This is a genomic window from Kitasatospora sp. NPDC029367, assembly GCF_055569135.1.
The window spans coordinates 17,793-44,003 of record NZ_JBVHYH010000034.1 but is presented as its reverse complement, the minus strand read 5'-3'; the positions used below and the strand labels follow the sequence as shown (position 1 = coordinate 44,003).

Annotated in this window: 25 protein-coding genes and 1 tRNA gene; 21 read left to right on the top strand and 5 right to left on the bottom strand. The window is 73.9% G+C overall.

All coding sequences use genetic code 11. The annotated features are described in order from the left end of the window. Window positions 1-101: 101 nt before the first annotated feature. A complete protein-coding gene (locus ACZ4W5_RS19820) occupies window positions 102-2,318 on the top strand; it encodes a terpene synthase family protein (protein WP_465655842.1) in 2,217 nt (738 codons plus the stop codon). Window positions 2,319-2,403: 85 nt separating this feature from the next. Here ACZ4W5_RS19820 and ACZ4W5_RS19815 read toward each other — a convergent pair whose 3' ends face one another. Then, complete coding sequence (locus ACZ4W5_RS19815; protein ID WP_465655840.1) at window positions 2,404-2,778, bottom strand: cupin domain-containing protein; 375 nt, start codon at window positions 2,776-2,778, stop codon at window positions 2,404-2,406. A 72-nt stretch (window positions 2,779-2,850) separates the two neighbouring features. Further along, entirely contained in the window at window positions 2,851-3,273 is a 423-nt protein-coding gene (locus tag ACZ4W5_RS19810; protein ID WP_360236869.1) for an SsgA family sporulation/cell division regulator, read from the bottom strand. A gap of 295 nt (window positions 3,274-3,568) precedes the next feature. Here ACZ4W5_RS19810 and ACZ4W5_RS19805 point away from each other — a divergent pair, with 295 nt between their 5' ends. The 20 genes from ACZ4W5_RS19805 to ACZ4W5_RS19710 all read left to right on the top strand — a co-directional run bounded on the left by ACZ4W5_RS19805 (window position 3,569) and on the right by ACZ4W5_RS19710 (window position 23,470). Further along, window positions 3,569-4,045: a cupredoxin domain-containing protein gene (locus tag ACZ4W5_RS19805; protein ID WP_465655838.1), complete on the top strand. Its 477-nt coding sequence runs from the start codon at window positions 3,569-3,571 to the stop codon at window positions 4,043-4,045. A gap of 6 nt (window positions 4,046-4,051) precedes the next feature. Further along, on the top strand, window positions 4,052-4,507 hold the full coding sequence (locus tag ACZ4W5_RS19800) for a hypothetical protein (RefSeq protein WP_465655836.1): 456 nt from the start codon (window positions 4,052-4,054) through the stop codon (window positions 4,505-4,507). A 160-nt stretch (window positions 4,508-4,667) separates the two neighbouring features. After that, window positions 4,668-6,359: an enoyl-CoA hydratase-related protein gene (locus ACZ4W5_RS19795; protein WP_465655834.1), complete on the top strand. Its 1,692-nt coding sequence runs from the start codon at window positions 4,668-4,670 to the stop codon at window positions 6,357-6,359. A gap of 133 nt (window positions 6,360-6,492) precedes the next feature. After that, entirely contained in the window at window positions 6,493-7,539 is a 1,047-nt protein-coding gene (locus ACZ4W5_RS19790; RefSeq protein WP_402487793.1) for an NADH-quinone oxidoreductase subunit B family protein, read from the top strand. 106 nt (window positions 7,540-7,645) lie between these two features. After that, window positions 7,646-9,433, top strand: coding sequence for a nickel-dependent hydrogenase large subunit (locus ACZ4W5_RS19785; protein WP_360236854.1), 1,788 nt, complete (start codon window positions 7,646-7,648; stop codon window positions 9,431-9,433). Continuing rightward, window positions 9,430-9,897, top strand: a complete 468-nt coding sequence (locus tag ACZ4W5_RS19780) for a thioredoxin (RefSeq protein WP_360236851.1) — start codon at window positions 9,430-9,432, stop codon at window positions 9,895-9,897. The genes ACZ4W5_RS19785 and ACZ4W5_RS19780 overlap by 4 nt, the downstream gene beginning before the upstream one ends. Next, window positions 9,894-10,541, top strand: coding sequence for a DUF5947 family protein (locus tag ACZ4W5_RS19775; RefSeq protein ID WP_402487787.1), 648 nt, complete (start codon window positions 9,894-9,896; stop codon window positions 10,539-10,541). Before ACZ4W5_RS19780 ends, ACZ4W5_RS19775 begins: the two co-directional genes overlap by 4 nt. Then, window positions 10,538-11,182 carry a DUF6084 family protein gene (locus tag ACZ4W5_RS19770; RefSeq protein WP_465655832.1) on the top strand — a complete coding sequence of 215 codons (645 nt, stop codon included), beginning with the start codon at window positions 10,538-10,540 and terminating at the stop codon, window positions 11,180-11,182. The genes ACZ4W5_RS19775 and ACZ4W5_RS19770 overlap by 4 nt, the downstream gene beginning before the upstream one ends. Then, a complete protein-coding gene (locus ACZ4W5_RS19765) occupies window positions 11,179-12,561 on the top strand; it encodes a hypothetical protein (protein WP_465655830.1) in 1,383 nt (460 codons plus the stop codon). The genes ACZ4W5_RS19770 and ACZ4W5_RS19765 overlap by 4 nt, the downstream gene beginning before the upstream one ends. Further along, on the top strand, window positions 12,558-13,133 hold the full coding sequence (locus ACZ4W5_RS19760; RefSeq protein WP_360236839.1) for a hydrogenase maturation protease: 576 nt from the start codon (window positions 12,558-12,560) through the stop codon (window positions 13,131-13,133). Before ACZ4W5_RS19765 ends, ACZ4W5_RS19760 begins: the two co-directional genes overlap by 4 nt. After that, window positions 13,127-13,231 carry a DUF6893 family small protein gene (locus ACZ4W5_RS19755; RefSeq protein WP_380397724.1) on the top strand — a complete coding sequence of 35 codons (105 nt, stop codon included), beginning with the start codon at window positions 13,127-13,129 and terminating at the stop codon, window positions 13,229-13,231. Before ACZ4W5_RS19760 ends, ACZ4W5_RS19755 begins: the two co-directional genes overlap by 7 nt. Window positions 13,232-13,347: 116 nt before the next feature. After that, window positions 13,348-13,728: a hydrogenase maturation nickel metallochaperone HypA gene (hypA, locus tag ACZ4W5_RS19750; protein ID WP_360236836.1), complete on the top strand. Its 381-nt coding sequence runs from the start codon at window positions 13,348-13,350 to the stop codon at window positions 13,726-13,728. A gap of 5 nt (window positions 13,729-13,733) precedes the next feature. Next, window positions 13,734-14,537 carry a hydrogenase nickel incorporation protein HypB gene (gene hypB, locus ACZ4W5_RS19745; protein ID WP_360236833.1) on the top strand — a complete coding sequence of 268 codons (804 nt, stop codon included), beginning with the start codon at window positions 13,734-13,736 and terminating at the stop codon, window positions 14,535-14,537. Further along, window positions 14,534-16,870 carry a carbamoyltransferase HypF gene (gene hypF / locus ACZ4W5_RS19740; protein ID WP_465655827.1) on the top strand — a complete coding sequence of 779 codons (2,337 nt, stop codon included), beginning with the start codon at window positions 14,534-14,536 and terminating at the stop codon, window positions 16,868-16,870. The genes hypB and hypF overlap by 4 nt, the downstream gene beginning before the upstream one ends. A gap of 6 nt (window positions 16,871-16,876) precedes the next feature. Further along, window positions 16,877-17,170 carry a HypC/HybG/HupF family hydrogenase formation chaperone gene (locus ACZ4W5_RS19735; protein WP_360236827.1) on the top strand — a complete coding sequence of 98 codons (294 nt, stop codon included), beginning with the start codon at window positions 16,877-16,879 and terminating at the stop codon, window positions 17,168-17,170. Next, window positions 17,167-18,309, top strand: coding sequence for a hydrogenase formation protein HypD (gene hypD, locus ACZ4W5_RS19730; RefSeq protein ID WP_360236824.1), 1,143 nt, complete (start codon window positions 17,167-17,169; stop codon window positions 18,307-18,309). The genes ACZ4W5_RS19735 and hypD overlap by 4 nt, the downstream gene beginning before the upstream one ends. A 7-nt stretch (window positions 18,310-18,316) precedes the next feature. After that, complete coding sequence (gene hypE, locus ACZ4W5_RS19725; RefSeq protein WP_402487840.1) at window positions 18,317-19,414, top strand: hydrogenase expression/formation protein HypE; 1,098 nt, start codon at window positions 18,317-18,319, stop codon at window positions 19,412-19,414. A gap of 183 nt (window positions 19,415-19,597) precedes the next feature. Continuing rightward, window positions 19,598-19,671: transfer RNA gene (locus tag ACZ4W5_RS19720), tRNA-Met, on the top strand. A gap of 297 nt (window positions 19,672-19,968) precedes the next feature. Next, the gene (locus ACZ4W5_RS19715) at window positions 19,969-21,666 is read left to right on the top strand and encodes a phospholipase D-like domain-containing protein (RefSeq protein ID WP_465655824.1); all 1,698 of its coding nucleotides are present in this window, start codon (window positions 19,969-19,971) and stop codon (window positions 21,664-21,666) included. 127 nt (window positions 21,667-21,793) lie between these two features. Further along, window positions 21,794-23,470 (top strand): DUF885 domain-containing protein, encoded by a 1,677-nt coding sequence (locus ACZ4W5_RS19710; RefSeq protein WP_465655822.1) that lies wholly within the window; start codon window positions 21,794-21,796, stop codon window positions 23,468-23,470. A 25-nt stretch (window positions 23,471-23,495) separates the two neighbouring features. On the opposite strand, the gene ACZ4W5_RS19705 is transcribed toward ACZ4W5_RS19710, so the two are convergent. The 3 genes from ACZ4W5_RS19705 to ACZ4W5_RS19695 are packed head-to-tail and all read right to left on the bottom strand — an operon-like array spanning window position 23,496 to window position 26,207. Continuing rightward, window positions 23,496-24,410 carry an ATP-grasp domain-containing protein gene (locus ACZ4W5_RS19705; protein ID WP_465655820.1) on the bottom strand — a complete coding sequence of 305 codons (915 nt, stop codon included), beginning with the start codon at window positions 24,408-24,410 and terminating at the stop codon, window positions 23,496-23,498. After that, a complete protein-coding gene (locus tag ACZ4W5_RS19700; protein WP_465655819.1) occupies window positions 24,407-25,195 on the bottom strand; it encodes a hypothetical protein in 789 nt (262 codons plus the stop codon). The genes ACZ4W5_RS19705 and ACZ4W5_RS19700 overlap by 4 nt, the downstream gene beginning before the upstream one ends. A 7-nt stretch (window positions 25,196-25,202) precedes the next feature. Then, on the bottom strand, window positions 25,203-26,207 hold the full coding sequence (locus tag ACZ4W5_RS19695; protein ID WP_465655818.1) for a hypothetical protein: 1,005 nt from the start codon (window positions 26,205-26,207) through the stop codon (window positions 25,203-25,205). Window positions 26,208-26,211: the final 4 nt, after the last annotated feature.

The following is a 26,211-nucleotide window of genomic DNA, read 5'->3' as shown; positions in this document are numbered from 1 at the left end:
CCGAGGTTCGGGTGCCGAGGTCCGGGCGCCGGCGGTGACCGGGCCCGGCGGGGGTCGTTGAGCAGGGGGCCGGACGTCCCCGCGAGAAAGCGTGCAGCCACGTGCCCCAGCCCTTCGAACTCCCCGCCTTCTACGTGCCGTACCCCGCCCGCCTCAACCCCCGACTGGAGGAGGCGCGCGAGCACTCCCGGCAGTGGGCCCGGCGGATGGGCATGCTGGAGGGCTCGGGCATCTGGGAGCAGCGGGACCTCGACGCCCACGACTACCCGCTGTTGTGCGCCTACACCCACCCGGACTGCGACGGGCCCGAGCTCTCGCTGATCACCGACTGGTACGTGTGGGTGTTCTTCTTCGACGACCACTTCCTGGAGACCTTCAAGCGCACCCAGGACCGGGCGGGCGGCAAGGCGTACCTGGACCGGCTGCCCGCCTTCATGCCGCTGAACCTCCCCTTCTCGATGCCCGAGCCGCAGAACCCGGTCGAGGCGGGCCTCGCCGACCTCTGGCTGCGCACCGTCCCCGGCACCTCGCGGGAGTGGCGCGAACGCTTCGCGCTGAGCACCGGGCACCTGCTCGACGAGTCGATCTGGGAGCTGTCGAACATCGGCATCGGCCGGATCCCCAACCCGGTCGAGTACATCGAGATGCGCCGCAAGGTGGGCGGCGCGCCGTGGTCCGCCGGGCTGGTGGAGCACGCGGCGGGTGCCGAGGTCCCGGCGGCGGTCGCCGGCACCCGGCCGCTGCGGGTGCTCCGGGACGCCTTCTCGGACGCGGTGCACCTGCGCAACGACCTGTTCTCCTACCAGCGCGAGACCGAGGAGGAGGGCGAACTGAGCAACGGCGTCCTGGTGTTGGAGACCTTCCTCGGCATCACCACCCAGGAGGCGGCCGACCGGGTCAACGACCTGCTGACCTCCCGGCTCCAGCAGTTCGAGGACACCGCGCTGACCGAACTGCCCCCGCTGTTCGCCGATCACGGCCTCGGCCCGGAGGAGGCGGCCCGGGTGCTCGCGTACGTCAAGGGGCTGCAGGACTGGCAGTCGGGCGGGCACGAGTGGCACCTGCGGTCGAGCCGCTACATGAACGGCGGAGGCGTCAACAGTGCTGTCCCGAAGACGAGTTCGGGACCCCCGCTGGGCGGCCTCGGCACCTCGGCGATGGACCTCAAGCGGCTGGGGGCCGCGACCGGCGCGCAGCGCGTACGGAACTTCTCCTTCGTCCCGCACCGGCGCACCGGGCCGTCCCTGGTGCCCGCACTCCGGTCCCCGGCCGAGGTACGGATCAGCCCGCACCTGGCGCAGGCCCGGCAGGGGTCGCTGGAGTGGGCCGAACGGATGGGCATGCTCGCCCCCGAACCGCGCGCCGGCGGCCGGCCGGTGTGGAGCGAACGGACCCTCACCCGCTCCGACTTCGGACTGCTGGGCGCCGTCACCCTGCCGGACCTCGGCGCCGAGCAGCTGGCCGCCGCCGTCAGCTTCATCACCTGGGGCTGCTACGGCGACGACTACTTCGACGCCGCCTACGGGCAGTCGCGCGACCTGGCCGGGGCCAAACTGGCCGCCGCCCGCCTGCTGGCGCTCACCGCACCGGACCCGGCCGCACCCGTCGCCCCCGCGGACGCGCTGGAGCGCGGCCTCGCCGACCTCTGGTCCCAGCTCGCCGCGCAACTGCCGTCCGCCGCGCAGGACACCGTCCGGCGCGTCCTGACGGACCTGTTCGAGGGCTGGGTGACGGAGGTCGCGAACCTGGCCCACCACCGCATCCCCGACCCGGTCGACTTCCTCGAGGTGCGTCGGCAGACCGTCGGCGGGGAGTTCTTCACCATTGTCCCCGGCCTGCTGCGCGGCGGGGCGCTCCCGCCCGAGGTCCGGGCCAGCGGCACGATGCGGGCGGTGGAACTCGCGGCGATCGACCACGCCGCCCTGGTCAACGACCTGTACTCGTACCAGCGGGAGGTCGAGTTCGAGGGCGACTTCCACAACTCGGCCCTGGTCGCGGAACACTTCTTCGACTGCGGCTACCGGGAGGCGGCGCACGTCGTCGCCGACCTCGTGGACGCCCGGCTGGACCAGTTCGAGCACCTGGTGGCCGCCGAACTGCCCGTCCTCTGCGAGGATTTCCGGCTCGGTGCGGCCGCCCGGGAGGCCGTCGACGAGCATGTCCGCCACCTGCGGGCCTTCCTGGCCGGCAACCTGGACTGGCACGGTCGCAGCGCCCGCTTCTCGGAGGCCGAACTGCGCCGCCACCACGGCCGCGAGCTCACGGGCCCGACCGGCCTCGGCACCTCCGCCACCCGGCTCCCGCTGCCGGCCCGCTGAGCCGGGGGGCGGGGGCCAGGGGTCGGGCGGCCTCCCCGGCCGGTAGCCGCCCCGGCCCCGGAGCCGCACCGGGCGCCGGGCGCGGCTACCCGGCCTGGGCGGGGCGCACGGTGAGGCCGGGCCGGCGGCGGTGGACGGTGAGGTAGACCAGGCCGTCCTCACCCGCGCTGACGGCCCGCCGCGCGCCGTGCGGCAGCCAGGCGGTGCAGCCGGGGGAGAGCAGCTGCCGGCCGTTGGCCGTCTCCAGGTGGCCGCTGCCGTCGAGCACCTGGACCAGCACGTCGAGGTCCGGCTCCACATGGGCCGCGACCTCGGCGTTCGCCGGCAGGCGGACGATGTTGGCGTCGAGTTGGCGGCCCTCCTCCTGCAACCGCCACAGCGCCCCGCCGCGGTCGGCGGGAGCCAGGTGGAGCAGGGACTCCAGGTGGGTGAGCACACCTGGTCCGGGGTGGGACGTCAACGCGGCCTCCTGCGGGCGAGCGGCGGTGCGGGGATCGGCCCGTGGATTCTACGGAGGAGCACCGGAAGCCCCTCAGTCGGCGGCGAGCAGCCGGTCGACGGCCGCGTCGACGTCCAGGTGGTCGGACTCCGCCCCGGCGGGCACCAGCGCGAAGCAGTCCGAGAGGAACGCCGTGACGAGGTCCTCCGGGGCGCTCACCACGGCCCGGCCGACCGGCCCCAGGAGGGTGATCAGCACCTCGCCCACCGCCCCCGGGCGGATCCGCACGTCCCCGCTGCCGACCGGGCCGAGCCGGCCCTCGTTGAGCAGCTCGCGGCTGAAGTACCAGCACACCCGGGCGGCGTCGCCGGTGCACCGGCACGGGGTCAGCGGGAACGCCAGGCAGGCCGCGTACGGGAGGCTCGCGTCGAAGCGGAGCTCGGCCTCGACCGGGACGTCGGGCGCCGGGCCGTCGGGGAAGGTGACGGGCACCGGGCGGACGGTGGACAACTGCATCGGTTCGGCCTCCTGCGATCGCGGCACGCCGGACCGGGGCGGCCCGCCGTACCCGGGGCGCCTACCCGGTGCACCGACCGGCAGCGGGCCGGGGAGGAACCTGCACAATTCCCCCGCATCGCCGGGGCGTCGGACCTCGGGTGCCGGGCGGCGGTGCGGGGCCGTCGCATTCACTCGCACGGATGAAACGGTGGGCTGTCCGGCGTCCTCGGCGTAGCCGCTACCGGCCCGTGGCGGCGGAGGCTGGGAAGCGCGCCGCTCCCGCCGCCGCACCCCTCCCGAACGGAGCCCGTCCGTGACCAGCCCCCGGCCCCTCCAGACAGCCGCCGCGCTGCTGCTCTCCGCCGCCCTCGCGGCCTGCTCCAGCTCCGGCACCCCGTCCAACGGCACCACCTCGAACGGTGCGCCCTCGAACGGCGCGCCCTCGGGCGCGGTCACCAGCCCCGTGCAGGGCGGCGGCGTCGCCACCAGCCCCGTGCAGAGCGGCGGCGTCGCCAGCAGCCCCGCGCAGAGCAGCACCGGAGCCCTCCAGGTCGTCATCAAGAACTTCGCCTTCGCCCCCGCGGCCCTGACGGTGAAGGCCGGCCAGACCGTCACCGTGGTGAACCAGGACTCCACCGCCCACACCCTGACGGCCTCCGACAAGTCCTTCGACACCGGGACGATCCAGCCCGGCGCCAGCGCCACCTTCACCGCCCCGCAGCAGACCGGAGACCACCCGTACATCTGCACCATCCACCCGTTCATGCACGGCACCCTCACCGTCGGCTGACCCGCCGTGGCTCCCCGCACCCACGCCCGCCCCCGCGAGGGCCGGCGGCCCGCCGAACTCCTCCTGCGCCTGCTGGCCGTCGCCGGGCTCGCCGTGGACGCGGCCGTCCACGCCCGGCTCGCCGACCGGTACGACGCCATCGGCGACAGCATCAGCCAGGGCACGCTGTTCCGGGCCGAGGCCGCCGCCGCCAGCCTCGCCGCGCTGTTCCTGCTGCTCGGGCGCCGCCGCTCCGCCGTCCTCTTCGGCTGGCTGGTCGCCGCCTCCGGCCTCGGCGCCCTGCTGCTCTACCGCTACGTCGACGTCGGGACCCTCGGACCGCTGCCGAACATGTACGAGCCGATCTGGTTCGCCGACAAGACCCTGGCCGCCTGGGCCGAGGGCGTCGCCACGGCGACGCTCACCGTCCTGCTGCTGCTCGGCTTCCGCCGCCGACGCCAGGGACCCGAGGAACCCGCCTGAGCGGAGGGACCGCTCGAACGGGTGCTCGCGGTGGGCGCGCCCGGGCCGGGCCCCGCCGCTCGGGTGAACGGGCGGCGCGGCGGGGGTGACGAGCCCGGTGGCGGATGGGGCGGAGGCGATGATCGCCGGGTTCCCCGGGCCCTCACCGTCGGAGGCGGACATGCGGATCCTGCTCCTCGCCAGCGCGTTCAACAGCCTGAGCCAGCGGCTGCACGCCGAACTGCGCGACCGCGGTCACCGTGTCGATGTCCAACTGGCGGGTGATGACGAGGAGTTGCTGGCGACGGTGGCCCGGCTGCGACCGGAGCTGGTGCTCGCGCCGATGCTTCGCAGCGCGATCCCGCGCACGCTCTGGGCCGAGCTCACCTGCCTGGTCGTCCACCCCGGCCCGCCGGGCGACCGCGGCCCGTCCTCGCTGGACCGGGCGGTCCAGGAGGGCCGCACCGAATGGGGCGTCACGGTGCTCCAGGCCGAGGCGGAGATGGACGCCGGACCGGTCTGGGCCTGGGCGCCCTGCCGCTTGCCGGAGCGCGGCAAGAGCGACCTCTACCGCAACGAGGTCTCCGACGCGGCCGTCACGGCCGCGCTGCTCGCCGTGGAGCGCTTCGCCTCCGGCACGTACACCCCGCAGCCGCAGTACGGCCCCGGCTGGCACGGGACGGTGTGCACCCGGCCGTCGCTGCGCCAGGAGGAGCGCCGGATCGACTGGACGGCCGACCCCACCGAGGAGGTGCTGCGCCGGCTCCGCGCCGCGGACTCCCGGCCCGGAGTGCTGGACGTGCTGTGCGGCGCCGAGTGGTACCTGCACGGCGGCCACCGGGAGCCGCTGCTGCGCGGACGCCCGGGCGAGCTGCTCGCCACCCGGGCCGGCGCGGTGTGCCGGGCCACCCCGGACGGCGCAGTGTGGCTCCCCGAACTGCGCCGCCGCCGCACGCCGGGCGGGCCCGCGACGGTCAAGCTCCCGGCGGTGATCGCGCTCGGCGCCCTGCTGCCGCCCCTGCCGGAGCACCCGGCACCGCTGACGGCGGACGAGGGCGAGCACCCGGGCTGGTCGGACCTGGGCTACCGCGAGGACGGCCCGGTGGGCTTCCTGCGGTTCTCCTTCCCCGGCGGGGCGATGTCCGCCGGGCACTGCCGCCGGCTCCTGGCCGCGTACCGCTTCGCGCTCGGCCGCCCGACCTCGGTGCTGGTGCTCGGCGGCGGCCGGGACTTCTTCTCCAACGGCATCCACCTCAACGTGATCGAGGCCGCGCCGGACCCGGCCGCCGAGTCCTGGGCGAACATCACCGCGATGGACGACCTGGTCGCCGAGGTGCTCACCACCACCGACCGGCTGGTGGTCGCCGCCGTCGGCGGGAACGCCGCAGCCGGCGGGGTGATGCTGGCGCTGGCCACCGACGAGGTGTGGTGCCGGGCCGGATCGGTGCTCAACCCGCACTACCGGCTGATGGGACTGCACGGCTCGGAGTACTGGACGTACACCCTGCCGCGCCGGGTGGGCGCGGCGCAGGCGGAGCGGCTGACCGAGCGGGCCCTGCCGGTGTCCGCGGCGGCCGCCGAGCGGATCGGCCTGGTCGACCGGGTGCTCGACGCCGGACCGGAGGAGTTCGGGGCGCACACGGCCCGGCTGGCGGGGCTGCTGGCCGCCTCGCCGTCCGTCCACCGGCGGATCGCCGCGAAGAAGGCGGCGCGCGAGGCCGACGAGCGGGCGAAGCCGCTGGAGGCGTACCGGGCGGAGGAGCTCGCGGTGATGCGCCGGCAGTTCTTCACACCTGAATCGCCGTACCACGCGCTGCGGTCCGCGTTCGTGCGCAAGCAGCCCGTGCCTGCCGGGCTCCGCGCCGAGCCGTGACCCGAACGGCCCGCTCGGCTTGCGCGCTCCGGGCGGTCCCGCCGGGTCGGTGGACCGGCGGAAGGCCCGAAGCGTTGCTATGACTGGGTCCGAGCCATTTTCGTCCGGCTCCCATCCCCGAGGAGGCATCCTCATGGGTGCTGCAACAACCGACACCGACGTGGTGCACATTCTCTGGATCAACGCCGGCCTCAGCTGCGACGGGGACTCCGTCTCGCTGACCGCCGCGATGCAGCCGAGCATCGAGGAGATCGTCACCGGCGCGCTGCCCGGTCTGCCGAAGATCGCGGTGCACTGGCCGCTGATCGACTTCGAGTGCGGACCGGTCCAGGGCGCCGACAACTTCGTCGAGTGGTTCTTCAAGGCCGACCGCGGCGAGCTCGAACCCTTCGTGCTGGTCGTCGAGGGGTCGATCCCCAACGAGAAGATCAAGAAGGAGGGCTACTGGTGCGGCTTCGGCGACGACCCCGCCACCGGCCAGCCCATCACCACCAGTGAGTGGCTGGACCGGCTCGCCTCCAAGGCGACCGCCGTGGTGGCGATCGGGACCTGCGCCACGTACGGCGGCATCCACGCGATGGCCGGCAACCCGACCGGCGCGATGGGCGTGCCGGACTACCTCGGCTGGGACTGGAAGTCCAAGGCCGGACTGCCGATCGTCTGCGTGCCGGGCTGCCCGATCCAGCCCGACAACTTCGCCGAGACGCTCACCTACCTGCTGTACCAACTGGCGGGCTCGGCGCCGATGATCCCGCTGGACGACAAGCTGCGGCCCGCCTGGCTGTTCGGCGCCACCGTGCACGAGGGCTGCGACCGCGGCGGTTACTACGAGCAGGGCCAGTTCGCCACCGACTACGGCACCCCCGAGTGCCTGGTGCGGCTCGGCTGCTGGGGCCCCGTCGTCAAGTGCAACGTCGCCAAGCGCGGCTGGATCAACGGCGTCGGCGGCTGTCCGAACGTGGGCGGCATCTGCATCGCCTGCACCATGCCGGGCTTCCCCGACAAGTTCATGCCCTTCATGGACCCGCCGCCCGGCTCGCACATCTCGACCGGTGCCAGCGCCGCGTACGGCTCGCTGATCCGCCGGCTGCGCGGGATCACCCAGAAGACCGTCGACAAGGAACCGAAGTGGCGCCGCCCCGGGAGCCACCTGACCACGGGCTACCGCCCGCCCTGGTGACCGGGGAGGGCCGCACACCTCCCGGTGTGCGGCCCGCGTCGGCCACCGCCCGGCCCGTCGAACCCGCCCAACCCGTAGACCCCGTAGACAAGGACACCCAGAGACGATGGCAACACCGATGACCAGGGCGGCCGGCGACGGCAGCGGCCTGACCGAGATGTCGTGGGACCCGATCACCCGGATCGTGGGCAGCCTGGGCATCCACACGAAGATCGACTTCAAGCAGAAGCGGGTCGCGGAGTGCTACAGCACCTCGTCGGTCTTCCGCGGCTACAGCGTCTTCATGCGCGGCAAGGACCCGCGGGACGCCCACTTCATCACCAGCCGGATCTGCGGGATCTGCGGCGACAACCACGCCACCTGCTCGGTCTACGCCCAGAACATGGCGTACGGCGTGAAGCCCCCGCACCTGGGGGAGTGGATCATCAACCTCGGCGAGGCGGCCGAGTACATGTTCGACCACAACATCTTCCAGGAGAACCTGGTCGGGGTCGACTACTGCGAGAAGATGGTCCGCGAGACCAACCCCGGCGTCCTGGAACTGGCCGAACGCACCGAGGCCCCGCACGCCGGCGACCACGGCTACAAGACCATCGCCGACATCATGCGCTCGCTCAACCCGATCGAGGGCGAGTTCTACCGCGAGGCGCTCCAGGTCAGCCGCTACACCCGGGAGATGTTCTGCCTGATGGAGGGCCGCCACGTGCACCCCTCCACGCTCTACCCGGGCGGCGTCGGCACCGTCGCCACCGTGCAGCTGTTCACCGACTACCTGACCCGGCTGATGCGCTACGTCGAGTTCATGAAGAAGGTCGTGCCGCTGCACGACGACCTCTTCGACTTCTTCTACCAGGCCCTGCCCGGCTACGAGGAGGTCGGTCGGCGCCGCGTCCTGCTCGGCTGCTGGGGCAGCCTCAACGACCCGGACCACTGCGACTTCACGTACCGGAACATGACGGACTGGGGGCGGCGGATGTTCGTCACCCCCGGCGTCGTGGTCGACGGCAAGCTCGTCACCAACGACCTCACCGAGATCAACCTCGGCATCCGGATCCTGCTCGGCAGCTCCTACTACGAGGACTGGCAGGGCAAGGAACTGTTCGTCACCCACGACCCGCTGGGCAACCCCGTCGACCCCCGGCACCCGTGGAACCAGCACACCATCCCGCAGCCGCAGAAGCGCAACTTCGACGACAAGTACAGCTGGGTGATGTCCCCGCGCTGGTTCGACGGCAAGGAGCACCTCGCCCTCGACACCGGCGGCGGCCCGATCGCCCGGCTGTGGTCCACCGCGCTGTCCGGCCTGGTCGACATCGGCTACATCAAGGCCACCGGCCACAGCGTGAAGATCAACCTGCCCCGCTCGATGACCAAGCCCGAGGTCACCTTCGAGTGGAAGATCCCGCAGTGGAGCAACGCCATCGAGCGCAACCGCGCCCGCACCTACTTCCAGGCCTACGCGGCCGCCGCCGCCCTGCACTTCGCCGAGAAGGCGCTCGACGAGGTCCGCGCCGGGCGCAGCCAGACCTGGGAGCGCTTCGAGGTGCCGGACGAGTCGATCGGCTGCGGCTTCACCGAGGCCGTGCGCGGGGTGCTCTCGCACCACATGGTGATCCGTGACGGCAAGATCGCCAACTACCACCCGTACCCGCCCACCCCGTGGAACGCCAGCGTGCGCGACAGCTACGGCACCCCCGGCCCGTACGAGGACGCGGTGCAGAACACGCCGATCTTCGAGGAGAACTCCCCGGAGAACTTCAAGGGCATCGACATCATGCGCGCCGTGCGCAGCTTCGATCCCTGTCTGCCCTGCGGCGTGCACATGTACGTCGGCAACGGCCGCACCCTCAAGACCATGCACGTGCCCACCGGCCTGAGCGGGCTCACCGCATGACGGCCGAGCAGACCGGGCAGCGGATCCAGCAGGCCCTGGACGCCCTGGCCGGCAGCGGCGCCGAGCAGGCCGGCGAGCAACTCGTCCGCGAGCTCATGGAGTTCTACGGCGAGGGCCTGGCCCGGTTGGTCCCCGCGCTGCCCCCGCCCGCCCTGGAACGGATGCTGGACGACCCGGCGGTGGCCGGACTGCTGCTCCTGCACGACCTCCACCCCGAGGACGTCACCGCCCGGATCGACCGGGCGCTCGCCAACCTGCCCGAGCGGATCGAGGTGCTCGGCTTCACCCCGGAGACCGGCGCCCTGCGGCTGCGCCGGACCGCCTCCGGCTGCGGCTGCGGCGAGCCGGAGGTGGAGGCTGCCCTCGCCTGCCACGCCCCCGAGGTGACGGCCCTGGAACTGGAGCGCGCCCCGCAGCTGCTCCAGATCGGCACCCGTCCGCCCCAGCCCGCGGAGGCGCGATGAACACCCGGAGGGTCTCCCGGGACGGGACCGCCCTGCTGCGCCGGCTGCGCGAGCCGGCACCCCCGCGGCCCGAGCAGTGCGGCCTCTGCGGCCGCGACCTGCCGCCCGGCCACCGCCACCTGGTGGACGTCGAGGAACGCGCCCTGGCCTGCACCTGCACCGCCTGCGGCCTGCTGTTCCAGCAGGAGGGTGCGGCCGGCGGCCGCTACCGTACGGTGCCCGACCGCTTCCTGGTCGACCCGGACGGCGCGCCGGACGAGCGGGTCTGGTCGGTGCTCGGCGTCCCGGTCGGCACCGTCTTCCTGTTCCGCAACGCCGTGCTGGACCGGCTGCTCGCCTTCTACCCCGGCCCGGCCGGCGCCACCGAGAGCGAGGTGGACGAGGAGGCCTGGCAGCGCGCCCTCGGCACCAGCCGACTGGCCGCCGCCCTGGAACCGGAGGTGGAGGCGCTGCTGCTGCGCCGCACCGAGGGCCGGGTCGCCTGCTACCTGGTGCCGATCGACGTCTGCTACGAGCTGGTCGGCCGGCTCCGCCGGTGCTGGCACGGCTTCGACGGCGGCGCCGAGGCCCGGGCCGAACTCGACGCCTTTTTCGGCCGGTTGGCCCTCCGGGCCCGCCCGCTCCCCGCGGCGGTGACGGCATGACGACGCTCGGCTTCGCCTGCACCGGGGTGCGCTCCGACCCGTACGCGGCCGGGCCCACCCTGGTGTTCCGGCTGCGGATCACCGGGCCCGCCGACACCCGGGTGCACGCCCTCGCCCTCCAGTGCCAGCTGCGGATCGAACCCGCCCGCCGGCCGTACGGCGAGGCCGAGGGGGAACGGCTGGGTGACCTGTTCGGGGAGCGGGAGCGCTGGGGGAGCACGCTCAACCCGATCCAGTTCGCCACCGTGCCGCTGCTGGTGCCCGGCTTCACCGGCGAGACCGAGGCCGACCTCGTGGTGCCGTGCAGCTACGACCTGGAGGTGGCCTGCGCCCGGTACTTCCGGGCCCTGGAGGGCGGCGAGGTGCCGCTGCTGCTGCTCTTCTCCGGCACCGCCTTCGCCGGGCCCGGCGGGTTCCAGGTCACCCCGGTGCCCTGGAACCAGGAGGCCCGGGTGCGGATGCCGGTCCGGGTCTGGCGCGAGGCCGTCGACCAGCACTTCCCCGGCTGCGGCTGGCTGCGGCTGCCGGAGGACCTGATGGACGCGCTGCTGGCGCACCGCTCCCGGCGGGCGCTGCCCTCCTGGGAGGCGACGGTGCGCGACCTGCTCGCCACCGCGGCCGTCAGGGAGGGGGTCCGGTGAGCGGGCTCACGGTCGAGCTCCCCGAGGGGATCGAGCGCGGCTTCGCGGCCGCCCGGCAGATCGCCGACGCGGTGCTGCTGGAGGGCTACGTGCTCTACCCGTACCGCGCGTCGGCCGCCAAGAACCAACTGCGCTGGCAGTTCGGCGTGCTGGTGCCGCCCGAGTACACCCGGCAGGGCGGCGAGCACTCGCACCAGCGCACCGAGTGCGTCATGGAGGCGCGGCAGGGCGACCGGCTCGCGGTCGAGCTGCGCTTCCTGCGGGTCCAGCGGCGCACCGTCGAACGGGCCACCGCCGGCGGCGGGTTCGAGCCGGTGGAACGGCTGGAGCTGGCCGACCGGGTGCTGGTCGAATGGGACGAGGGCGCTGAGGAGCGGATCGAACTGCTCGTGCCCGTCGAGGAGTTGGCCGGCGCCGGGGTGCAGCGCGACTTCCGGCTGCCGGGCGTCGGCTCCACCGAGCTGGTGCACGAGCACGGCAGCGCCGTCGGCCGGCTGGTACGGCGGCGCGAACAGGTCGACGGGCTGGTCCGGTTGCGGATCGAGGAACTGCCCGGCCCGTACCGGGCGCAGCGGCTGACCGCCGAGGTGGAGAACGTCTCCGGCTGGACACCGCGCCGCAAGACCGGGCGTGAGGAGACGCTGGCGCGCTCGCTGGTCTCCGCCCACCTGCTGCTCGGGCTGGAGCACGGCCGCTTCGTCTCGGTCACCGACCCGCCCGAGTGGGCCCGCCCGGCCGTCGAACGCTGCCGCAACGACCGCACCTGGCCGGTGCTGGCCGGCCCGGACGGCGGGTACCAGGTGATGCTGTCCTCGCCGATCATCCTGGAGGACCACCCGCGGATCGCCCCGGAGAGCCTCGGCACCCTCTACGACGCCACCGAGATCGACGAGATCCTGGCCCTGCGCACGGCGGCGCTCACCGAGGAGGAGAAGCGCGAGGCGCGGGGCACCGACGACCGGGCCGGGGCGGTGATCGACCTCGCCGAGTCCATGCCGCCCGAGGTGCTGGAGCGGCTGCACGGCGCCGTCCGCGGCCTGCGCGAGATCACCGGCTCCGGGGCGGACTCCGAACAGCCCTGGTGGGATCCGGGCAGTGACCCGGAGGTCGACCCCGAGCGGGACAAGGTGCTGGTCGACGGCCGGGCGGTCGGCGCGGGCAGCCGGGTACTGCTGCGGCCCGGGCGACGGCGCACTGACGCCCAGGACCTCTTCCTGGACGGGCGCGCCGCCGTCGTCGAGGCCGTTCTGCACGACGTGGACGGCTCGGTGCACCTCGCCGTCACGGTCGAGGACGACCCGGGCGCCGACCTGTGGCGGGCCCAGGGGCGCTTCCGCTACTTCCAGCCGGACGAGGTCACCCCGCTGGAGGAGTCGTGACCGGCGGCGCGGTGCTGGTCGCCGGGGTCGGCAACATCTTCCTCGGCGACGATGGCTTCGGGGTGGAGACCGTCCGTCGGCTGGCCGGCGTCGGGCTGCCGGACGGCGTCGAGGCGGTCGACGTCGGGGTGCGCGGCGTCGACCTCGCGTACCGGCTGCTCGACGGCTACCGGACGGCCGTGCTGGTGGACGCCACCTGCCGGGGCGGCCCGCCCGGCACCCTCTACCTCATCGAGGCGGCCGCCGAGCCGCTGGAGGTGCCCGCCCTGGACGGCCACCGGATGGGACCGGACGCCGTGCTCGGCCTGCTGGCCACGCTGGCGGCCGGCACCGGGGCCGAGCCGCCCGGGCGGGTGCTGGTGGTCGGGTGCGAGCCGGCCTCGCTGGAGGAGGGCATCGGGCTGAGCGAGCCGGTGGCCGCCGCCGTGGACGGGGCCGTGCGGATGGTGCTGGAGGCCGTCGAGGAGGCGGTGCGCCCGGTGGCGTCGAGTGCGTCGGGAGTGTCGGGTGCGTCGAGTATGGGGCCCGAGCGGTCGAGTGCGGAGCCCGAGAGGAGGACAACACCATGCTGAGGAAACTGTTCTGCGCCGCCCTGCTGGCGGGCATCGGCGCACTGGTCTGGCAGAGCCTGCCCGACCTCAAGCGGTACCTGAGGATCTCGCGGATGTGAGCCGCGGATTGCTGCGAACGGTGCAGCCCCGGACCGGGTGGCGGCGCGGCTTCGAGCCGTGGCCGCCACCGACCCCTGTAATGGGGCGCGTTGCCGCCCGCCGTGGGAAGGGACCGATGCACGAGATGTCGATCGCCGCCGCCGTCGTCGAGCAGGTGGACACGGCCGCGCGCGAACACCGGGCCCCCGGCGTGTCCCGGGTCCGGCTGCGGGTCGGCGAGTTGGCGGGCGTGGTGCCGGAGGCCCTCGACTTCTGCTTCGAACTCGCCTGCGCCGGAACGCTGGTGGAGGGCGCGGTGCTGGACACCGAGTCCGTCGCGGCACGAGCCCGCTGCTCGCCCTGCGCCGTCGAGTGGGCCGTCGGCATGCCGCCGGACCTCGGGTGCCCGGACTGCCGCTCCGGCGTGGGCGTCGAGCTGCTCGCCGGGCGCGAGCTCCAGATCCTCGACGTCGAGTGGGCCGCGGGCCCCGGCGTCCCGGCCGAACAGAAAGGCTGAAACCGATGTGCCAGTCGGGCCACACGGTCGACCTCCGCCGGGCGGTGCTCGCCCGCAACGACGACAGCGCCCACGAGCTGCGGGCCGCGCTGACCGCCCGCAGGACGGTCGCTGTCAACCTGCTCTCCAGCCCCGGCAGCGGCAAGACCGCCCTGCTGGAAGCCGAGTTGGGGCTGGCCCGGCGGCGCGGGATCCCGGTCGCCGCGCTCACCGCCGACCTCGCCACCGAGAACGACGCGCTGCGGCTCGCCCGTTCGGGCGCACCGGTGAAGCAGGTGCTCACCGACGGGCTCTGCCACCTGGAGGCGCGGATGCTCGCCGGGCACCTGGACGGCTGGCTGCCGCAGGACTGCCGGCTGCTGTTCGTGGAGAACGTCGGCAACCTGGTCTGCCCGGCCTCCTACGACCTCGGCGAATCGCTGCGGGTCGTGCTCGCCTCGGTCACCGAGGGCGAGGACAAGCCGCTCAAGTACCCGACCGCGTTCGGGCTGGCCAACCTGGTCCTGGTGACCAAGGCGGACCTCGCGGCGGCGGCCGAGTTCGACGAGGCGGCGTTCCTGGCGAACGTCCAGCGGGTCAACCCCGGGGTGGAGGTGGTGCCCACCTCGGCCCGGACCGGGGACGGCGTGGGGGCGCTGCTGGACCGGGCGCTCGCGGTGCTGGACGGCGCGGCGCCGCACCGGCCGGTGATGGCGGCCGGGCAGGGCGAGCACGCGCACGGCGGTCACGCGCACGGGGGGCACGCGCACGTCGGGCAGCCGGGGCACTCGGACGCGGAGCACTCGCACGCGGTGCCGGGGACGCCGTGACGGCGCTCGACCGTGAACGGCGGCGGGTCGCCGTCCGGGGGCTGGTGCAGGGCGTCGGCTTCCGGCCCTTCGTCTTCGCACTGGCCGGGGAGCTCGGGCTGGCCGGCAGCGTCACCAACACCGGGGAGGGCGTCCTCGCCGAGGTCGAGGGCAGCCCGGCCGCGCTGGACGCGTTCTGCCGCCGGGTGGCCGCCGATGCGCCGCCGCTCGCCCAGGTCGCCTCCGTCGAGCACGCGCCGCTCGCCGCCACCGGCGCCACCGGGTTCGCCATCACCCCCTCCCGCACCGACGGGCCCCGGGCCACCCTGATCCCGCCCGACGTCGCCGTCTGTGCCGACTGCCTGGCCGAACTCACCGACCCGGCCGACCGGCGCCACCGCCACCCGTTCATCAGCTGCACCAACTGCGGCCCCCGGCACACCATCGTCACCGGCCTGCCCTACGACCGGGCCAACACCACCATGGCGGGCTTCCCGATGTGCGCGGACTGCGCCCGGGAGTACACCGACCCGGCCGACCGCCGCTTCCACGCCCAGCCCGTGGCCTGCCACGCCTGCGGGCCGCAGCTCGCTCTCACGCTGCGCGGACGCGCCGAACCCGGTGAGCTCGGCGGCCTCGGCGGGCTCGGCGGCGAGGATGCCCTGGCGCAGGCCCGGCGGCTGCTCGCCGACGGGGCGGTGCTCGCCGTCAAGGGCATCGGCGGCTACCACCTGGCCTGCGACGCGCGCGACGCCGCGGCCGTCGCCCTGCTGCGGCGGCGCAAGCGACGCGGCGACAAGCCCTTCGCCGTGATGGCCCGCGACCTCGCCACCGTGGAGGCGCTCGTCCCGGTCGGGCCGGTCGAACGGGAACTGCTCACCGGCGCCGTCCGGCCCATCGTCCTGCTGCGCCGCCCCGGGGGCTTCGCCGCGGACCTCCCGGCCGTCGCCCCGGGCAGCCCCGACCTCGGGGTGATGCTCCCGTACACCCCGCTGCACCACCTGCTGCTCGCCGCGCCCGGGCCCGACCTGCTGGTGATGACCAGCGCCAACCTCTCCGGCGAGCCGATCGTCACCGACGACCGGCACGCGCTCGAAGCGCTCGCCCCGCTGGTCGACGGCTGGCTCACCCACGACCGGCCGATCCACGTGCCCTGCGAGGACTCGGTGGTGCGGGTGGTGGACGGCGAGCAGCTGCCGCTGCGCCGCTCGCGCGGGTACGCCCCGCTGCCGCTCCCGCTGCCGGTGCCCGTGCGGCCGGTGCTGGCGGTCGGCGGCGACCTCAAGAACACCTTCGCGCTCGCCCGCGACGGCTACGCCTGGCTGTCCGGCCACATCGGCGACATGGACGACCTGGCCACCCTGCGCGCCTTCGACCGGGCGGTGGACCAGCTCGGCCTGGTCAGCGGGGTGCGGCCCGAACTGCTGCTCGCCGACCGGCACCCCGGCTACCGCTCGCTGCACCACGCCGAGCGCACCGCCGCCGGCCGTCCGGTGCGCCGGGTGCAGCACCACCACGCCCACGTCGCCGCCGTCCTGGCCGAACACGGCCTGGACGGCGGGCGGCCGGTCCTCGGCGTCGCTTTCGACGGCACCGGCTACGGCGAGGACGGCGCGATCTGGGGCGGTGAGCTGCTGCTGGCCGACTACGACGGGTACCGCCGCGTCGCCCACCTCGGCTACGTGCCGCTGCCGGGCGGCGATGCCGCGGTCGAGCGCCCGTACCGGGCGGCGCTCGCCCACCTGCGCGCCGCCGGGCTGCCCTGGGCGGCCGGGCTGCCGCCGGTGCGGACCTGCCCGGAAGACGAACTGCGCTTGCTGGAGCAGCAGTTGGAGCGCGGGTTGAACTGCGTGCCGACCTCCAGCATGGGCCGGCTGTTCGACGCGGTGTCCTCGCTCGCCGGGGTCTGCCACCGGGCCGGGTACGAGGCCCAGGCGGCGATCGAACTGGAGGCGGCCGCGGTGGAGTTCGGCCCGGCGGCGGGCTACTACGCCTTCGGGCTGGCGGAGCGCGCGGGCGGCTGGACCGTCGAACCCGGGCCGGTGCTGGCCGGGGTGGTGGCGGACCTGGCGGCCGGTGCGCCGACCGGGCTGATCGCCGCCCGCTTCCACGGCGCGGTCGCCGGGGCCGTCCGGCGGGTCTGCGCGAACGCCCGCCGGGAGTACGGGATTTCGACGGTGGCGCTGAGCGGCGGGGTCTTCGCCAATGCGCTGCTCTCCTCGGCCTGCGCGAGCGGCCTCGGGGAGGACGGCTTCACCGTGCTGCGGCACCGCCGGGTGCCGCCCAACGACGGAGGGCTGGCGCTCGGCCAGCTGATGGTGGCCGGCCGGTCGTCGGCCGCCCGGGAGGAGTGACAGCGGATGTGCCTGGCAGTGCCCGGCAGGGTGACGGAGATCGAGGAACGCGACGGGACCAGGATGGCGGTGATGGACTTCGGCGGGGTGGTCAAGGACGTCTGCCTGGAGTACCTGCCCGACCTGGCGGTGGGGGAGTACGCCATCGTCCACGTGGGGTTCGCGTTGCAGCGCTTGGACGAGGAGTCGGCCCGGCGGACCCTGGAGCTGTTCGAGGAACTCGGGCTGCTGCAGGAGGAGTTCGGCGATCCATGGGAGGCGGCGGGGCAGCCCGCGGCGGTCGAGGAGGCGGGGCGGTGAAGTACCTGGAGGAGTTCCGCAACCCCGAGCTGGCCGAGGGGCTGCTCGCCGACATCAGGGCGACGGTCACCCGGCCCTGGGCGCTGATGGAGGTCTGCGGCGGCCAGACGCACAGCATCATCCGGCACGCCATCGACCAACTCCTCCCGGAGGAGGTCGAGTTGATCCACGGTCCGGGGTGCCCGGTGTGCGTCACCCCGCTGGAGGTGATCGACCGGGCGCTCGCCATCGCCGCCCGCCCAGGGGTCATCTTCTGCTCCTTCGGCGACATGCTGCGGGTGCCCGGCACCGACCGCGACCTGTTCCGGGTCCGGGCCGAGGGCGGTGACGTCCGGGTGGTGTACTCGCCGCTCGACGCGCTGCGGATCGCCCGGGAGAACCCGGACCGGGAGGTGGTCTTCTTCGGCATCGGCTTCGAGACCACCGCCCCGCCGAACGCGATGGCCGTCCACCTGGCCCGCAAGCAGCGCCTGGGCAATTTCAGCATGCTGGTCTCGCACGTCCGGGTGCCCCCGGCGATCGATGCGATCATGGAATCGCCGGACTGCCGGGTCCAGGCCTTCCTGGCCGCCGGGCACGTGTGCAGCGTGATGGGCACCGCCGAGTACCCTGCGCTCGCCGAACGCCACCGCGTCCCGATCGTCGTCACCGGCTTCGAGCCGCTCGACATCCTGGAGGGGATCCGGCGCACCGTACGGCAGTTGGAGCGCGGCGAGCACGCCGTCGACAACGCCTACCCGCGGGCCGTCCGCCCGGAGGGCAACCCGGCCGCCCGCGCCATGCTGGAGGACGTCTTCGAGGTGACCGACCGGGCCTGGCGCGGCATCGGGGTCATCCCGCAGAGCGGCTGGAGGCTCTCCCCGCGCTACCGGGACCACGACGCCGAGCACCGCTTCGACGTCGGGGGCATCCGGACCAGCGAACCCGCCCAGTGCCGGGCCGGCGAGGTGCTCCAGGGGCTGCTCAAGCCCCACCAGTGCGAGGCCTTCGGCACCGTCTGCACCCCGCGCACCCCGCTCGGCGCCACGATGGTCTCCAGCGAGGGGGCCTGCGCCGCGTACTACCTCTACCGGCGGCTGAGCACGCCGACCGGGTCGAGCACGCCGAGCCCCGTCCAGGAGGCGAGCCCCGTTGGCTGACACCGAACTGCTCACCGAACAGGCCGACGGCGCCGGTGCGCCTGGCTCGGCCGGTGCGCCGGACTTCGCCGGCTGGAGCTGCCCGCTGCCGCTGCGCGACCACCCCCGGGTGGTGATGGGGCACGGCGGCGGCGGGGCGATGTCCGCCGAGCTGGTGGAGAACATCTTCGCGCCCGCCTACGGCAGCCGGGCGCTGGCCGGTCTCGGCGACTCCGCGGTGCTCGACCTGGGCGGCGCCCGGCTGGCCTTCTCCACCGACTCCTACGTGGTGCGGCCGCTGTTCTTCCCCGGCGGCTGCATCGGCGACCTCGCCGTCAACGGCACCGTCAACGACCTGGCCATGAGCGGGGCCCGGGCGGCCTACCTGTCCTGCGGCTTCATCCTGGAGGAGGGGGTGGAGCTGGCCGTGGTGGACCGGGTGGCCCGGGCGCTCGGCGCCGCCGCCCGCACCGCCGGGGTCGAGGTGGTCACCGGCGACACCAAGGTGGTCGAGGCCGGGCACGGCGACGGCGTCTACCTGAACACCGCCGGCATCGGGCTCGTCCCGGCCGGGGTCGACATCCGGCCGCAGCGGGCCCGCCCGGGCGACGTGGTGATCGTCAGCGGGCCGATCGGGCTGCACGGGGTGGCGATCATGAGCGTTCGGGAGGGGCTGGAATTCGGGGTCGAGGTGCGCAGCGACTGCGCGGCGCTCGGCGGACTGGTCGAAGCCATGCTCGGGGCGACCCGTGACCTGCACGTGCTCCGGGACCCCACCCGGGGCGGGCTGGCGGCGGCGCTCAACGAGATCGCGGCGGCGGCCGGGGTGGGTGTGGTGCTGAGCGAACGCGCCGTCCCCGTGCCGGACCCGGTGGCCAACGCCTGCGCCGTCCTGGGCCTGGACCCGATGTACATCGCCAACGAGGGCAAGCTGGTGGCCTTCGTCCCGCGCGTCGAGGCGGACGCCGTGCTCGCCGCCATGCGGGCCCACCCGCTGGGCGCGGAGGCGGTGGTGATCGGCGAGTGCGTCGAGGACCACCCGGGGATGGTCGTCGCCCGCACCGGCTTCGGCGGCACCCGGGTCGTGGACCTGCCGATGGGCGAGCAGCTGCCGCGGATCTGCTGACGGCGTTGATCACCCGTCTACCGACGACTGATCAGCTGTGGGCACCGAATCCCTTCGGGCTCCTACGAGCCCCTCGAACCCCGGAGACGGGAGGGCCGGGGAGCCTGGAAGGGAAGGCCGAGGAGCCCGCCGGGAAACCGATTTCCGTTTTCGCCCGGGGGTGGCCTATGGTTGGGACATCGACGCGGGGTGGAGCAGCTCGGTAGCTCGCTGGGCTCATAACCCAGAGGTCGCAGGTTCAAATCCTGTCCCCGCTACTCAGTAGGAGCCGGGGTCGGCGCACTTGGTGCGTCGGCCCCGGCTCCTTTTTGCGTCCGGCGACGGTGCAGCGCCGCCGCGCTGGTCAACAACGCCGCCTCCGCACCGGATCGGTGCGGAGGCCTCTTTGCCTTCGGGTAGCTGAGTGGTCATCAGGGTGATGCGACGTGAAGTCGGTTGGTGTGCGGTCGAGTTGACGGAATTGATGGGACCCTGACAGCGGATTTGGTTACTTTAGGGTAATTTAAGGGTGTCGTCCGGGTGAACGTCCCCGGCCTCGCATGAAGGACTCGTACGTGCTCTCTCCTCATTCCCGTCGCTCCGGCCGCCGCCGTTCGGCCGGTACCGCGCTGGCCCTCGCCGCCGCCGTCGGTGTGCTGCCCGTTGCTCCCGCCTTCGCCGATTCGGCTCCTGCCCCGGCGCCGACCGCCTCGGCATCGACCGCACCGGCGTCGACCGTGCCCGCCGAGGCCACTCCGTACCTGGACGCGGTGGAGCGGACGCTGCGTCAGGTGTCGCCCGGGCTGGAGGGAACGGTCTGGCAGCGGACGGCGGGCAACCGGCTCGACGCGCCGGCCGGGAACCCGGGCGGGTGGCTGCTGCAGACGCCGGGCTGCTGGGGCGACGCCTCCTGCGCCGAGCGGACCGGCACGAAGCAGCTGCTCGACCGGATGCGGGAGACCATCGGGCGGGCCACCCGGACCGTCGACATATCAACCCTCGCCCCCTTCCCGGACGGTGCGTTCCAGGACGCCATCGCCGACGGCCTCAAGGCCTCGGTGGCCGCCGGGAACACCCCGCACGTGCGGGTCCTCGCCGGGGCCGCGCCGCTGCTCAACATCACCGCGCTGCCGTCCAGGTACCGGGACGACCTGGTCGCCCGGCTCGGCAGCGCCGCCGGCCACGTCACCATCGAGGTGGCCTCGATGACCACCGCGAAGACCGCGTTCTCCTGGAACCACTCCAAGCTGCTGGTGGTGGACGGGCAGGGCGTCATCACCGGCGGCATCAACAACTGGAAGGGCGACTACCTCGACACCGCCCACCCGGTCACCGACGTCGACCTCGCGCTCAGCGGCCCGGCCGCCGCCTCCGCCGGTGCGTACCTGGACACCCTGTGGGACTGGACCTGCCGCAACACCGGGGTGCTCTCGGCCGCCTGGTTCGCCGCCACGAACGGCGCGAGCTGCACCCCCGACCTGGAGAAGCGCCGCAACCCGGCGGTCGGGCAGGTGCCCGCGACCGGCAGCGTCCCGGTGATCGCGATCGGCGGCCTGGGTGTCGGCATCCGCGACGCCGACCCCGCCTCCGCCTACCGCCCGGACCGGACGGCCCGGCCGGACGACGTCAAGTGCGGCCCGATCGGCCTGCCCGACCGCACCAACGACGACCGCGACTACGAGACGGTCAACCCCGAGGAGAACGCGCTGCGCGCCCTGGTCGCCGGTGCCGCCAGCCGGATCGACATCTCCCAGCAGGACATGACCGGCACCTGCCCGCCGATGCCCCGCTACGACGCCCGGCTCTTCGACCTGCTCGCGGGCAAGCTCGCCGACGGGGTCAAGGTCCGCATCGTGGTCAGCGACCCCGGCAACCGCGGCGCGGTCGGCAGCGGCGGCTACTCGCAGATCAAGTCCCTGAACGAGATCAGCGACACCCTCGCGGCCCGGCTCACTGCCCGCCTCGGCGACCCGGCGCAGGCCCGCACCGCGATGTGCCGCAACCTCCAACTCGCCCCGTTCCGGGCCTCGTCCGCCCCCACCTGGGCCGACGGCCACCCGTACGCGCTGCACCACAAGCTGGTCTCGGTCGACGGCTCCGCCTTCTTCATCGGCTCCAAGAACCTCTACCCGGCCTGGCTCCAGGACTTCGGCTACGTCGTGGAGAACCGCACCGCCGCCGCGCAGCTGGACCAGCAGCTGCTGGCCCCGCAGTGGCAGTACTCCCAGGCCGCCGCGACCTTCGACTACAGCCGCGGCCTCTGCCAGGGCTGAGCCCGCAGCCCCGCAGCCCCGCAGCCCCGCAGCCCCGCAGAGCCGCAGCCCCGCCGACCCGCCGACCCGCCGTCCGGAGCCGAGGCGCCCTGGACGGCGGGTCGGCCGCTGCGCCAGCATGGGGCGCATGCCCGAGACGCCGGAGTCCGCCCGCAGCATCGCCGACCGGTACGTCGCGCAGGTCGCGGCACTCGACCCGGCGACCTCGACCAGACTCGGCCTGCACCCGGAGGACGACCGGCAGCCGGACCTGTCACCGGAGGGCTTCGAGGCGCTCGCCGAACTGGGGCGGCGGACGCTGGCCGCGCTCGACGGTGCCGACCACGGGGCGGCGGACCGCGCCGACCAGGACTGCGCCCGGCTGCTGCGGGAGCGGCTGACCGCCGAGCTCGCCGTGCACGAGGCCGGGGACCACTTCCGCCAGCTGCGCAACGTCAACTCCCCGCTGCACAAGGTGCGCGGCGTCCTCACCATGATGCCCACCGAGACCGAGGAGCACTGGGCGGCCGTCGCCGGCCGGCTGCGCAAGGTCCCCGGAGCGCTGGACGGCTACCGCGCCACCCTGACCGAGGGCATCGCCCGGGGACTGCTGAGCGCACCCCGGCAGGCCCGCGCGACCATCGCCCAACTGGACGCCTGGTCCGGCCGTTCCGGCGGCGGGAGCTGGTTCAACGGCTTCACCGCGGCCGCCCCCGCCCGGCTGCGCCCCGAACTGGACGCCGCCGCCGACCGCGCCACCGCCGCCACCGCGGCCTTCCGCGACTGGCTGCACGACACCTACCTGCCCGCCGCCGACGGCACCCCGGACGCCGTCGGCCGCGAGCGCTACCTGCGCTCCGCCCGCTGGGCCAACGGCGCCGACCTCGACCCGGCCGAGGCGTACGCCTGGGCCTGGGAGGAGTTCCACCGTACGGTCGCCGAGATGCGCACCGAGGCGGACCGCATCCTCCCCGGCGCCGGCCCCCGGGCCGCCATGGACCACCTCAACCGGCACGGCCACGCCGTCGAGGGCGAGGAGAACGTCCGCGCCTGGCTCCAGCAGGTCGTCGACGAGGCGATCGACGCCCTCGACGGCACCCACTTCGACATCTCCGGCCCGCTGCGCCGGGTCGAGACCAGGATCGCGCCGCCCGGCAGCTCGGGCGCGCCGTACTACACCGGCCCCAGCCTCGATTTCAGCCGCCCCGGCCGCACCTACCTGCCCACCCTCGGCCGGCGGTCCTTCCCGACCTGGCAGCTCGTCAGCACCTGGTACCACGAGGGCGTCCCCGGCCACCACCTCCAGACCGCCCGCTGGACGGCCTCCGCCGACCGGCTGAGCAGCTACCAGATCACCCTCGGCGCGGTCAGCGCCGACAAGGAGGGCTGGGCGCTGTACGCCGAGCGCCTGATGGACGAACTCGGCTTCCTCACCGACCCCGCCCGGCGGCTCGGCTACCTGGACAAGCAGATGCTCCGGATCATCCGCGTGATCGTGGACCTGGGCATGCACCTGGAACTCGCCGTCCCCGCCGACAGCGGCTTCCACCCCGGCGAGCGATGGACCCCGGAACTCGCCACCGCGTTCATGGCCGCCCACCACGGCAGCGAACTCCCGCGCCGCAGCAGCGAGATCGACCGCTACCTGGGCTGGCCCGGCCAGGCCATCGGCTACAAGCTGGGCGAACGGGTCTGGCTGCGGGGCCGCGAGGAGGCCCGCCGCCGCCAGGGCGCCGCCTTCGACCTCCGGGCCTGGCACGGCACCGTCCTCGCCCAGGGCTCGCTCGGCCTGGACGCCCTGGCGGCCCGCCTCGCCGAGTCGTAGAGCCCCCGGGGGTCCTCTCTGCTCGTCAGCCCCGGGCGAGTGCGCGGGCGACGGCGCGGGCGATCGGCTGGCCGGTGTGGGACTCGTAGTAGGTGAAGGCCGGGCAGGGGTTGACCTCGAAGCAGTAGACCTCGCCGTCGTCGGCCAGCATCAGGTCGATCCCGGCGAGGGCGAGCCCGAGCCGGTCCGCGAGGCGCAGACAGCGCTCGGCGAGGTCGTCGGGAGGCTGCCAGGCGGAGAGTTCGGCGTGGCCCCCGTCGCTGTGGGCGTAGCGGTAGTCGACCCGGTCGGCCTCGACCCGGGTGGCGAACACCTCGTCGCCGACCGTGTGCACCCGGACGTTGGTGCCGGTGAGGCGGCGCTGGAACTGCACCGGGCAGTAGCGGATGAGCGGCAGCCGGTCCAGGGCCTGCCGGTCGAGGGTCCGGACGATCGAGCGCACCCCGCTGATCGACTTGTAGACCAGTTCGCCGTGCTGCTCCCTGAACTCCTGGACGAGGTCCGGGTCGTTGGTCACCAGGGTCTCCGGGACCAGGAACCCGGACCGCTGGATCCACTGGGCCTGGTGGGGCTTGGACATGTTGGACGCCATCGCGCTCTCCCGGTTCATCACGCAGCCCGGGGCGAGCTCCAGCCAGGTGCTCACGGCCGCGTGCCAGGACGCGCAGCCGCGCACGGTGGACTCGCCCGCGTCGCGGACCTCGGGGAGCCTGCGCCAGTCCATCAGCCGGAGGTAGACACCGGTGACGTCGGCGCAGTCGACGGATCCGCCGTCGTACCGGATCCGCCCCCGGACGGCGGTGCCGGTGGCCTCCAGCTCCAACGGCTGCTCCTGGAAGCGCCGTTGGTGGAGCATGGCGAACGGCAGGCCGAGTGCGTCGAGTTCGGCGGTGACCCGGGCGACCGGCGACTCGCTGGCGATGCCGCAGACGATGATCACGGCGCACCCGGCGAGAGCGCGGTGAGGTGCTTGAGCAGGCGGTCGAGGAAGGGATCGCCGCCCGGGCGGAGGTCGGGGAGCGGGCTCGCTCCCGCGAAGACCGCCGGTGGCCCGTCGCCCTCCCCGTCGTCCCCCTCCCCGTCGTCGCCCGTCACGTCGTCGTCCTTCCCGTCGTCGCGGTGCAGGTCGATGCCGAGGAGGTCGGCCTCGGCGAGCCGGGCGAGCCGGACGTACGGCTCCTCGTCCTCGGCCGCGGGCACGCCGAAGACGTGCTCGCCGAGCACCAGGACGTCGCCGCGCCCGGGCGGGGCCGTGGGCGGTTGGGCGTCCGGGTCGCTGGAGATCCGGGCCGGCGGCACCGGCAGCCCGGCGGCGGCCGCGAGCGCGGTCCACTCCGCGGTCGAGCGCCAGGCCCCGCACAGCCCGTAGCCGCAGGGGCGGTTGACCGAGACGGGGGCCAGGCAGGTGAGCAGGCTGAGCAGGAGCGCGCTCAGCTCCTGCGCGGCGTACACGGCATCGGTGTGCGTGCTGAACGGCAGGATCCCGAAGGGCGCGGAGGCCACCCGGTTGAGCACGCCGTCGACCTCGCGGCTGTCCAGGACGCGGCCGTCGGGCAGGGTGAGTTCGAAGCGCGCGCCGAGGCGGTCGACCCGGTGGGCCGTTCTCGTGGAGCCGAGCAGGGTCTGCGGGGAGAGCAGTTCCAGCGGTTCCAGGCCGCGTTCGCGCAGCCCCTGGTACGCCCACAGTGCCGGTTGGTCGGCCGGGTCGCAGAGCACCAGCCACATGCGGCGCCTACCCTTCCGTCCGCCCCGGTTCGGGGGGTTCGTACCGGAGGGCGCTGTCGGCGAGGTCGGGGCGCTGGGTCGGGGGGATGAAGTGCTCGGGCGGGGGGCTGGCTCCGGCGGCCGCGTCGAGGAACTCCCTGGGGCTCTCCTTGCCCGAGTCCTTGCCGTCCTTGTGGTCCTTCCTGTCCTTGCCGTCCTTGTCCTCCTTGTCCTCCTTGTTGACGTCCTTCTGGTCCTTGTCCTCCTTGCCCTTCTCGTCGCGGGACAGTTGCAGGGTGACCTCCCGGGTGACCGGATCGTCGCAGTCCAGGACGAAGGTGGCGGTCACCATGGCGGTGGCGGGCGGGACGGACGCGGCGTCGACCGTGATGTCGAGGTGGTCGCAGCCGTTGGGCGGGATACTCGGTGGGACCGTGTGCAGCCGGTAGCCCGCGCCCATGGCCTGGTCGGCCTTGGAGTTGATGGTCAGCGGCCCGGTGCCGATGTTGGAGATCGGGATCGAGATCGTCGGCTGGGCCTTGCCCACGATCGCGGTCGTCCGGAGCGGGGTGGTGTCCATGACGACCCGGGGCTGTCGGGCCTTGTCCGCGCTCGCCGCGGTGGACCAGACGAAGCCGAGTTCCACCGGGTCGGTGTTGGTGAACCGCACGGCCCAGGGGCGGTCGTCCGGGTTGGTGATGTGGATCGTCACGGTGAAGACGTCGAAGGGGCCCCTGGTCCAGGAGGCGGTCCCGACCGCCGCCAAGGTCTCGTCGACGATCGAGGCGGTGGCGGGTGCCTGCGGGATGTCGGTGAGCGGCCCGTGTCGCACCGGCCCGGGTCCCGCCGGTCTGGTGCCCGTCTGGATCTCGATCTGCGGTGGCCGCGCGCCCAGGGGTGCGCAGTCCGGTCCGATGGCCACCACCAGCAGGGCCCAGGCCGTCGCGACCTGGTCCACCACGAAGGGGGACACCTCGGAGGAGGCGAGGTGCGCCAGCCGGATCTGGCCGGTGTCGGGAAAGATGTCTACCATGATC